6 protein-coding genes are annotated in these 9,001 nt (G+C 60.6%); 3 read left to right on the top strand and 3 right to left on the bottom strand.

Annotated features, from left to right (window positions below):
- The coding region (locus ACKVY0_RS01095; RefSeq protein ID WP_409212931.1) for a YicC/YloC family endoribonuclease at positions 1 to 212 on the bottom strand (212 nt) is incomplete at its 3' end.
- Between the two features lie 111 nt (positions 213 to 323).
- On the opposite strand from ACKVY0_RS01095, the gene ACKVY0_RS01090 reads away from it, so the two are divergent.
- Genes ACKVY0_RS01090 through ACKVY0_RS01080 form a run of 3 tightly spaced genes read left to right on the top strand, consistent with a single transcriptional unit; the run spans position 324 to position 3,301 of the window.
- Complete coding sequence (locus tag ACKVY0_RS01090; protein WP_409212930.1) at positions 324 to 1,235, top strand: ParB/RepB/Spo0J family partition protein; 912 nt, start codon at positions 324 to 326, stop codon at positions 1,233 to 1,235.
- Between the two features lie 18 nt (positions 1,236 to 1,253).
- On the top strand, positions 1,254 to 1,697 hold the full coding sequence (locus ACKVY0_RS01085) for a nuclear transport factor 2 family protein (RefSeq protein WP_409212929.1): 444 nt from the start codon (positions 1,254 to 1,256) through the stop codon (positions 1,695 to 1,697).
- Between the two features lie 29 nt (positions 1,698 to 1,726).
- On the top strand, positions 1,727 to 3,301 hold the full coding sequence (locus ACKVY0_RS01080; RefSeq protein ID WP_409212928.1) for a fused MFS/spermidine synthase: 1,575 nt from the start codon (positions 1,727 to 1,729) through the stop codon (positions 3,299 to 3,301).
- A gap of 182 nt (positions 3,302 to 3,483) precedes the next feature.
- Here ACKVY0_RS01080 and ACKVY0_RS01075 read toward each other — a convergent pair whose 3' ends face one another.
- Both ACKVY0_RS01075 and ACKVY0_RS01070 read right to left on the bottom strand, forming a co-directional pair.
- The gene (locus ACKVY0_RS01075; protein WP_409212927.1) at positions 3,484 to 4,887 is read right to left on the bottom strand and encodes a S41 family peptidase; all 1,404 of its coding nucleotides are present in this window, start codon (positions 4,885 to 4,887) and stop codon (positions 3,484 to 3,486) included.
- Between the two features lie 170 nt (positions 4,888 to 5,057).
- A complete protein-coding gene (locus tag ACKVY0_RS01070; protein WP_409212926.1) occupies positions 5,058 to 8,915 on the bottom strand; it encodes a PVC-type heme-binding CxxCH protein in 3,858 nt (1,285 codons plus the stop codon).
- Positions 8,916 to 9,001 lie beyond the last annotated feature (86 nt).

Genomic DNA, 9,001 nt, shown 5'->3' with positions numbered 1-9,001 from the left:
GCGGCAGCCTCCTTGCGCACCGCCACGTTTACGCGACCGCGTGAAACAGCCGCAGACACTTCCGTGCGCACGGCATTTTCCAGTTCCGCCAGCTCACGCGGCAGATTCACCGCCACTTCGAGCTGTTTGCGGTTCACCGCGCTGCATTCCACGCTCCACGTCACGCCAGCGCGCTGCGCTTCGCCTCTGCCAAATCCGGTCATGCTTTTCATACTCATCAGATGGAGCGAAATCGGCCTCGGGTAAAGCCTTGGATGCAACGGGCAGATTCACCGCGATTCCGGTTTGCAACGCCACGCCTGCTCCCTAGTCTCGCCCTCCCTATGGCAAAATCGGCTCTTGGAAAAGGACTCGGCGCACTCATTTCGTCACCCTCGGCGGTGTCGGGAGTGTCGCGCCTGCCAGCCCTGGCGCAGCCTGCTCCTGGAGATGTGGTTAATCGCGTCACGCTCGATCAAATCGTCCCCAGCCCGCTCCAACCGCGCAAAGAGTTCCCGACTGAGCAGCTCGCCGAACTCATGGAGTCCATCCGCGAGCACGGCATCATCCAGCCGCTGATCGTACGCCGGGTGAACGGCAAGCTGGAACTGATCGCTGGCGAGCGTCGTTTCCGCGCCTCGCGTGAGCTTGGGCTCAAGGAAGTCCCCGTCATCGTCCGCGAAGCCTCCGACAAGGACGTGCTGGAGATGGCACTCATCGAAAACCTCCAACGCGAGGATTTGAACGCCATCGAGGAGGCGCAGGCCTACTCGCGTCTCGCCAAGGACTTCCACATGCGGCAGGAGGACATCGCGCAGCGCGTCGGCAAGAACCGCGCCACCGTCGCGAACACCATGCGCCTGCTGGAGCTGCCCGTCAGCATTCGCGACATGCTCGCCACCAGCAAAATTTCCACCGGTCACGCCAAGGTGCTGCTCATGCTCAAAAAGCATGACGAACAGGAGCGCCTGGCTCAACAGATCGTTGACAAGGGTCTTACGGTTCGCGCCACCGAGAAGGCGATCGACGCCATTCTGCATCCGCCGCCACCGCCGAAACCCAAGCCGACGGCAACGGATTTTGCCCGTGCCATCGAAGCCGTGGAGCAGAAGCTCATCCAGCACCTGACCACCAACGTCAGCATCCATCACGCTGAGAAAAAAGGCCGCATCGAGATCGACTACTACGGCGTCGAAGACTTGAACCGCATTCTGGCCGTGCTCGGCGTCGAGGAAGAAGCCTTCGCTGAAGAGTAAACCGCTGCGATGACGATCATGAACAAGCTTCGTGATGTTTCCCTCGTCATTCTGTCCTGTTTCCTGGTCGCCTGCCAGCCCCCTGGACCGAAGTCGGACAACGCAGACGTTCGAGACTTCCTCACGCATTACTTCGCCACCTGGTCGGCGAAGGACATGGACGGCTACGGTGCCTGCTTCCATGAACAGGCCCGCATCACCTTCGTGCATCAAGGCCAGCCGCAAACCCAGGGCCTCACCGATTTCCTCCACGGCCAGAAACTCAGCCACGCCACCACATCCGTGCCGATGACCGAAGTGCCCACGGACATGAAAATCCTCCGCGACGACCGCACTGCCCAGGCCAGTGTGCGCTGGAAACTCACCAAAGGCACCGACATCACCCTCGGCACCGATTGCTTCACGCTCATCAAGACCCCCACCGGTTGGAAAATCATGAGCCTCGTCTTCTACAACGACTGACTGAGAACTGAGCACTGAGAACTATCCCCATGTCCCGCTCCCCATCCACCCCCCCCGCACCTTCACCGGACACCGCCGCCTCCACCCGCGGCACCCGCATCTTTCTTGGCATCTCCTGCTTCCTCGCCGGAGCGGCCATGATGGTCATCGAAATCTGCGCGTATCGCCTGCTGGCGCCCTTCTTCGGCAACAGCGTTTACACCTGGACCGCCTTGATCGGCGTCATCCTCATCGCCTTCAGCGCGGGTGGTTATCTCGGCGGCTATCTTTCGGATCGCAAAATGGCGCTCGACCTCCTCGGTTGGCTGCTCGCCGGCTCCGCCGTGCTCACGTTCTTCATTCCGGCCTTCCACACTGTCTTCGCGGCCAATTTAAGCGCCCACGGCCTCATCGCCGGGCCGGTGATGATCTCGCTGCTGCTCTTTGCCATTCCCGGCATCCTGTTGGGAGCCGTTTCACCAGCGGCGGTACGGTTTTACAGCCTCACGCTCAAGGATACACACGTCGGCGCCGCGGCGGGCACGATCAGCATGCTCGGCTCGCTCGGCAGCTTTGTTGGCACCTTTCTCTCCGGCTTCTTCCTGCTCTCCACCTTCGGCGTGCGCAGCATCTTCTTCGGCACCGCCACGATTTTGCTGCTGCTGGCCATTGCTGCGTTCCTCCTCGCCAAAAACTCGCTCAAGCAGCAGGCTCCCGTGATCCTGAGCGGCATCTTCGCCTTCTCGATGAGCTGGATGACCACGCCGAAGCCCAAACCCGGTGTCATCTTCGAGCACGAGTCGTTTTATCATCACATCGAGGTCAGCGAGCAAACGCAGGGCAAAGTCACGCGCCGCGTGCTTCAGCTCGACTCGACTGCGGAAGGTGGCATGGACGCGAACACGGGCGATCTCATCATGGCCTACCAGCATTACTGGAAGCTCGCCCTGCTGCGTGAACCTGCCAAAGTCAGCAGTGCGTTGTTTATCGGTGCCGGTGCCTTTGGCATGCCCGAGAACGTCTCGCGTGAATTTTCCGATGCTGTGGTCGATGTGGTCGAAATCGACCCCCAGGTCATCGAAGTGGGCCGCAAGTTCTTCAAGCTCGACGAGTTTCCTCGCGTCAATGCTCACGCTGGCGATGCGCGCCGCTTCCTGCTGCAACACGGCGGCAAGAAATGGGATCTCATTTTTGGCGACGCCTACAACGGCATCCGCCAGATCCCGCCACACCTTGCCACGCGTGAGTTTTATCAGCAGATCGCCGATCATCTCGAACCGCAGGGCGTTTTCATCATGAACCTGATCGCTGCCGTCACTGGACCGAAATCCGAGTTGACCTCTGGCATGCTCGCCACCCTGCGCAAAGTTTTTCCTTCCGTTGAAATTTTCGATGTGGAGGCACTCTCTCATTATCCCCGCGAACAGGCGCGCAACGTCATTCTCATGTGCTCACGCGAAAATTTGAAGCCGCTCATCGTGGATCGTTACGTCACACCCGGCTCCTGGCAGGAGCGCCTCATCCGCACCCATGTCCCCGCCGGAACCGTGCCGCGCTCTGAGTACGTCTTCACCGACGATCACAACCCCGTCGATGCCATCATCGCTCGCGGTTTGTTGGAATGAGGAGCATAGCAGGCCGGATGTGTTTGGCGGATGCGGCTCCGCCGCTTGCAGGTTTCCTTCGCCAAACTATCCGGCTCTGCGCGCGATTTCGTTCAAAAGCATGCTTTCCGTCCAGCAGCCGGATAGTTCGGCGAAGCAAGTCATGCTGTGAATGAGTGTCTCAAGCGCCGAACACATCCGCCCTACTTCTGCAACAACTTCGCCGCGGGGGCCAGTGCGGGTGCCACGAATGCATCGAACACCAGCACGCCCTTGAGCGAATCCACCGCACGCTCGAGCTGCTGATCACCCAGCCCCGCCAATTCAAGCGCCGCTGCTTCACCGGTGCCATGTGACGCACGCCACTTGGAGATGCGCAGTTCCTGCTCGGTCGTGAGTGCAGAGACGATGTTCGGCTCGACGCCGTTCTCGTGAATCGTGCGATGGCCTGGTGTGTAGTATTTGGCCGTCGTCAGCCGCAACGCCGCGCCGTTTTTCATCGGCAGGATCGTCTGCACCGATCCTTTGCCGAAACTCGTCGTGCCCACGACAATCGCTCGCTTCAAATCCTGCAATGCGCCCGCCGTGAGTTCGGACGCACTCGCACTGCCGTGATTGATCAGCACGGCGATGGGATACTTGCGCGGCTCCTTGCCGTTGCGTGATGGCGTTCGAAATGGCGGCGGATTCTGCGAGGCTACCCGGCCCTCGGTGGTCACCACCACCGTGCCTTCCGGCAAAAACTCGCCGCACACCGCCACCGAGCTGTCCACCAGGCCGCCGGGGTTGTTGCGCAGGTCGAGCACGAAGGCCTGCATGCCCTCTTTTTCCAGTTCATCCAGCGCCTTGCTCAGTTCGCGTGCCGTCGGCTGGTTGAACTGCGAAATGCGCGCGTAGCCGATCTTGAACTCGCCCGCCATCTTGTCAGCCAGCAGCATCGGATCATGCACGGAGGTCTCCGCCAGCGTCTCGTGCTTCACCTTGAACTCTAAAAACTGCTTCGTGCCCGGCCGGCGCACCGTGAGCCGCACTTCATCGCCCGCCTTGCCCTTGAGCAGTTGCATCGCCTCCGCCACGCCCACCGAATCCGTCAGCACGTCATTGATGCGCACGAGCTGGTCGCCTGACAGCACACCCGCCGCTGTCGCCGGGCCATCTTCGCGCACCGTGATGATCGTCAGCACGTTCTGCCGCAGCGCGATCGTAATTCCAATGCCCTCCGACGTGTCGCTCTGCTCACGCTGCATGTCTTCAAACAGCGATTTGCCCATGTACTCACAGTGCGGGTCCAGACGGTTCAGCATGCCCTCCAGGGCACCTTCCACCAGCTCCTCATACGTGATCTTTGACTCATCCACGTAATTCTGCCGCACCATCTCCATCGCCCGCGTCAGCATCTCCATCTGCACATAAGCATCCTCCGGCGGCGGCTTCACGGGTGGCGGTGCGGGCGCAGGCTTGGTTGTTGTCTTCGGCGCTTCAGCAGGCTTCGGCGCAGTCGCAGGTTTCGTCGCCGGAGCTGCGGGAGCCGGAGCAGGAGTCGTCGGTGCCGCGTGAAGGCTCGCGGCGGAGATCAAGGCAAGCAAAAGGACCAATGGACTGCGCATGGCCGCACAGTGCATGATTCAGCGCCTTGGAACAGGGAAAAGTCATATCGAGCGACTGCAACGCGCCGCCAGTTGGAGCGCGAGTGTGTCGCAGACCACTCGCCACTTTGCCCCAGAGCGGACGCGGCAGGAAAGAGTGGCGAGTAGGCTAAAGCCATACTCGCGCTCCATCACTCCAGCATGATCCCGTGCCAGTAGCCGAACTCCATGTTCCAGCCGCTCGCGTGGGCTTCGAGGCGCACGGTGATTTCCCGGCCTGCGAACTTCGAGAGATCTATCTCGATGTCTTTCCAGCGTGGCTTCTCGTGATCCACCGCCATCTCCTTGACGACTTGACCGTTGACCACCGCCTTGACGATCCAATCACCCCGATCATCCGCCGCGACGCTGAACTTCAATTTTGTCTTTTCGACCTTCAGCTTCCGCTCAAAGCTCGCCGGCGTCTTTTTGTCTGGGAACGGATGCATCAGCAGCACGTTCGTTTTGCTGTAGTACTCACCGAGTTTCACCGGCGAACGCTCAAAGTCGGGCCCGTTCACCTTCCACTCGGGATTCCACAGGCTGACGCTTTCCCAATCGATGGCGCGCGAGTTGTAGCCTTTGGGTTTGGCGGGCGCATCGGCGACTTCGACGCCTTTGATGAGCAGATCCTTCTTGGCAGGTGTCAGCGGGCCTTCTTCGGGCGGGGCGAGGATGTACCAGATGAGATCGCGGAACATGGCATCTGGCAAAGCGCCGAAGCCCATGGGCATGAGGCTTTGCTTGGAATTGGTGAGCGAGGCGATTTGATCGCGCGGCACGACCTGCGCCACGCCACCCGCGCCAAGCAGCTTCACATGGCCCGGCGTGTCCTCGACGACGCGTCCGGCGAGCGTGCGGCCATCCTTGGTGGCGACGGTGAAGTTCTCGTAGCCGTTGCCGATGATCTGATTCGGATCGATAACGTTGGCGAGGATCGCGTCGAGGTTGCTGCGTCCGCTGCCGATCAAATCCGGCCCCACCTTCTGCCCGCCACCGTGGAATTCGTGGCAGACCATGCAGGTGGAGGTGAAGATGAGCTTGCCGTTCGCCAGATCGGGATCGCCGGTCAAACAGGCCTGCTTCTTCGCGGCGATGAGCGCTTTCACGTCGTCCGACGAATCCTGCCACGCGCCGAGCACTTTGAAGGCGAGACCGCGGAGATCCTTATCCTTGTTCGTCGCCAGCGCCCGCCGCACAGGCGCAGGAAAGCCTGTGGAGGGAACGGACCCATCCGCGATGCCTTTGAGGAGGACTCTCGTCCAGTAAGGACGGCTCGAAAGCGCCTCCATAGCCGCGTTCCGCACATTAAAGTCTTTCGAGGCTGCCTGAGAGATCAAAGGCAGGACGAAATCATCGCCCCCGAGATCCGCCGCCGCACGAATCGCTGCCACACCGAGCGTGGTGGAGGTGCCCGGAGCCAGCAGCGGCTTCAGCCCTTCCTTCACGGCGTCCGTCTTCACCTTCCGCAGCGATTGCAGCACCGCGATGCGGTCCTTCTCAGGCTTCGAGGCATCGTGCAGCGCAACGATCATCTCCTTCACCGCCACTTCATCGCCCCACAGCACCGCGAGTGTCTGCGCATGGTTCCGCACGTCCGCATTCGCCGACGAACGCCACTTCGCGAGGCTGACCGAAACATCCTTCACCGGCTTGATCACACCGCCTTCCTGGCCTTTCACGAGTCCATCGAGCGCATGTGCGAGAAGGATGTCGTGCGCAGCGATCTTATCGCAAAACTCGACGGCGAGATCGAGGTTCTCCGCCTTCCGCGTGTCGCACAAGCGGCGCATGGCTTTATGGGAGAGGACGCGGGAGAGAGGCTGGGTGGTGGGCGCCGCAGAACCGAGGATCTCCAACGTTTCGGGTGCGTTGGCAAAATCGCTGATTCCGGGCTCGATGGCTCGCCAGATCATGTAGCTCAGCATGCCGTCAGCATCCTTTGCCGAGCTTTGGATAAGATCATTGAGTTGAATGTGGGTGCGGACTTTCGCGCGGAAGATTTTATCTTCGAGGTGCAGAGGACGAGTGAGCGTGAGGGCTGAGGAAGCGGTCATCTGTCTGCTGATCGCACATGCAAGACGGACCGTGATGTCAGGATCGCTGGAGAGCTTGTCGAGCCGTTCGGTGTGCTGCCATAACAAGGCTAAAGAGTCGTTTTCTTTGGCGGAATTGTCCTTGGTGTTCTCGTCCGCAATCGAAGCAATGTGGCGATCAGCCAAGCGAAACCGTTCGCCGCTGAGGCGGGCGGCCCAAACACGCATGGTTGGCTCACGATCACCCCCAACTTCACCCAGGATATTTGCATCCAATGGCTCGGGGCCGGATTCGACCTGATGCAGGCTCCAGAGTGCTTCCAGACGTGTTGAGAGACTCGTTGAGTTCAGGATCAGACTTTGGAGTTCGGTTTGAAGAGCCTCGGAGTGTTCCTTCTCCACCAGCATCCGCCTCGCCATCCGGCGCATCCAGTTGTTGGGATGCTCCAGGGTCTTCACGAGGTCGGCGGTTGAGAGTTTTTTGAGGTCGAGGTCCTTCGTGGGCCGTGAGGCATATTCTGTAGTTCCGCCTTTAGGCGGTGCTGTTTCTGAACCGGCTGAAGCCGGAACTACAGAACCGCTTTGGGTCGTGACGACGCGCCAGATTCGTCCGCGTTCGCGATCCACACCTTCGGGGTTGGCTTTGGCGTTTTGGTAGCAGGGGTATTTGTCGCACCAGTCCATGATCCAGAGGAAGCCGTCGGGGCCGGTCTGGGTGCTGACGGGGCGGAACCAACCGTCGTTGGCGCGGAGGAAGTCGCGACGCGGCTCGCATTTGAAGGTGGCGCCGACGGGCGTGAGCACTTCCTCGTGGATGGCGTTGTCGTGGATGTTGCCGATGAAGGCGTGGCCGTGCGTGTCGGCGGGATAGCGTCCGCCTTGATAAATCTGCACGCCGGCATACGCGGCGCGGAAGTGTTTATGTTTCACGATGCTGGGCAGCAGCTCGTAGGCATACGGATTCTCCGGCGCACCGCCCTGGCGCACGTAGATGCCACCGGGAGCCATGTGGAAGAAGTGGTCGATGACGCAAGCGCTGACGAAGAAGTTCCCCGCCGCGTCGTAGTCGCAGCCCCAGGGATTGCTGGTGCCGTCGGCGAAGACTTCGAATTCCCAGGGTAGGGCAGGCATTCTGCCTGCCTCGGGTGTGCCGGGCATTTTGCCCGGTTGAGCTGTCTCGGGCAGGATGCCCGAGGCACTCGATGACAGGCTGGAAGCCTGTCCTACCGGCCGTGCGCGCCCGATGCCCGCATCAAACTTAAAGCCCTCACTCTCCTTCTGTCCTGGACGCCGGACTTTGCTGTTCGTGAAAACACCGTGGGTCATGTACAGCCAGCCGTCGGGGCCCCAGCAGAAGGAATTGAGCAGCTCATGCGTGTCTTCACGGCCAAAGCCGGTGAGCACGACTCGCCACTCGTCCGCGTGATCGTCGCCATCGGTGTCTTTGAAGTGCAGCAGATGCGGCTGCTGGCCGACATAGATACCGCCGTCACCACAGAGGATGGCGCTGCCCATGTCGAGACCTTCGACGAAGACGGTGCGCTTGTCGGCCTCGCCATTGTTGTCGGTGTCTTCGAGGATGATGACGCGATCGCGTGGGATTTGCGATTTCAAATTTGAAATTTCAGATTGGCCGCGGCACTGCGGCGGCACGGTATGGTATTTGTCATCCTTCGCTTCGATGCCGAAGGCGTTGCCCTTGAACGCGGAGCCGTTCGGATATTCGTAGCCTTCCACGACCCACAAACGCCCGCGATGATCCCAGGTCATCGCGACCGGATTCACGATCATCGGCTCATGCGCGAAACAACGGACCTCGTAGCCGTCGGGCACGCTCATCTTGGCGCGGGCATCTTCAGGCGAAGGGCAGACGGTGGCTGCAGGGGCGCGTTCGCCTTCGATTTCTTTGCCGGCGGCAAAAGCCAGCGAGGAACAGCCGAGGAGGAACAGGGAGGAAAACAGGAGGGGCTTCATGCGTGGTTGGGTTCTACTCGGAACAATGGCACCACTGCAAGCTTGATGTCGGACAGCTTGATGTCGGACATGGTTTGGACGGAATC

It is taken from the genome of Prosthecobacter sp., from assembly GCF_046154365.1.
In the GTDB taxonomy this organism is placed as follows: domain Bacteria; phylum Verrucomicrobiota; class Verrucomicrobiia; order Verrucomicrobiales; family Verrucomicrobiaceae; genus Prosthecobacter.
The sequence above is the reverse complement of the archived record's forward strand: the minus strand, read 5'-3'. Positions and strand labels throughout refer to the sequence as shown.

Excerpts from the sequence above, each read along its gene's own strand:
- ACKVY0_RS01090 (WP_409212930.1), top strand. The coding sequence starts at position 324 with ATGGCAAAATCGGCTCTTGGAAAAGGACTCGGCGCACTCATTTCGTCA.
- ACKVY0_RS01080 (WP_409212928.1), top strand. The coding sequence starts at position 1,727 with ATGTCCCGCTCCCCATCCACCCCCCCCGCACCTTCACCGGACACCGCC.
- ACKVY0_RS01070 (WP_409212926.1), bottom strand. The coding sequence starts at position 8,915 with ATGAAGCCCCTCCTGTTTTCCTCCCTGTTCCTCCTCGGCTGTTCCTCG.
- ACKVY0_RS01075 (WP_409212927.1), bottom strand. The coding sequence starts at position 4,887 with ATGCGCAGTCCATTGGTCCTTTTGCTTGCCTTGATCTCCGCCGCGAGC.
- ACKVY0_RS01085 (WP_409212929.1), top strand. The coding sequence starts at position 1,254 with ATGAACAAGCTTCGTGATGTTTCCCTCGTCATTCTGTCCTGTTTCCTG.